Here is a 656-nt window from a genome sequence, read left to right on the forward strand (position 1 = left end):
GAGAAACGCTTGGGGGCTTTACGCCACGAGCGCGGTGCTGCTCGTCCCGGCTTTTCGGTGGTGGCTTACGACCCGGACCTGGATCAGGTCATCGACCTTCGGGCGTGTGAGGATGCCTACGCAAGCGAGCGAGTGTGTGTGCTGCCTCTATTGGCCAGTGCCGAGCCGGGCCAGGTGTGGCTGGCTGATCGACTCTATTGCACGCTCCCGGTCATGGAAGCTTGTGAGCAGGCCCAGACGTCCCTTGTCATTCGCCAGCAAGCCAAGCATCCACGCTTGATTCAAGAAGGTGAGTGGCAAGAGCCGGTACCTGTGGAAACAGGCACTGTGCGCGAGCAGATCATCCAGGTCAGAGGCGGTTACCAATGTCGGCGGGTCGAGCTGACGCTTCATTCTCCAACGGACTCGGGAGACAGCAGCTTGATGTTCTGGAGCAACCTACCCCAGAGCGTCAGTGCACAGCAGATCGCAGAGCTCTATCGCCGCCGCTGGAGCATTGAAGGTATGTTCCAGCGACTGGAAGCGATTCTGGAAAGTGAAATCGAAACCCTTGGCAGCCCGAAGGCTGCCTTGCTCGGGTTCGCTACTGCGGTATTGGCTTACAACGTCCTGGCCGTCCTCAAACGCAGTGTCGAGCAAGCTCACAGGGAGACTCA

General features: G+C 59.3%; 1 protein-coding gene. It reads left to right on the forward strand.

Annotation, left to right across the window (positions count from 1 at the left end; genetic code table 11):
* A partial coding sequence (locus tag BK660_RS30510) for a transposase (protein ID WP_148057496.1) occupies window positions 1-656 on the forward strand: 656 nt, incomplete at both ends.

This window comes from Pseudomonas brassicacearum (assembly GCF_003732265.1).
In the GTDB taxonomy this organism is placed as follows: domain Bacteria; phylum Pseudomonadota; class Gammaproteobacteria; order Pseudomonadales; family Pseudomonadaceae; genus Aquipseudomonas; species Aquipseudomonas brassicacearum_D.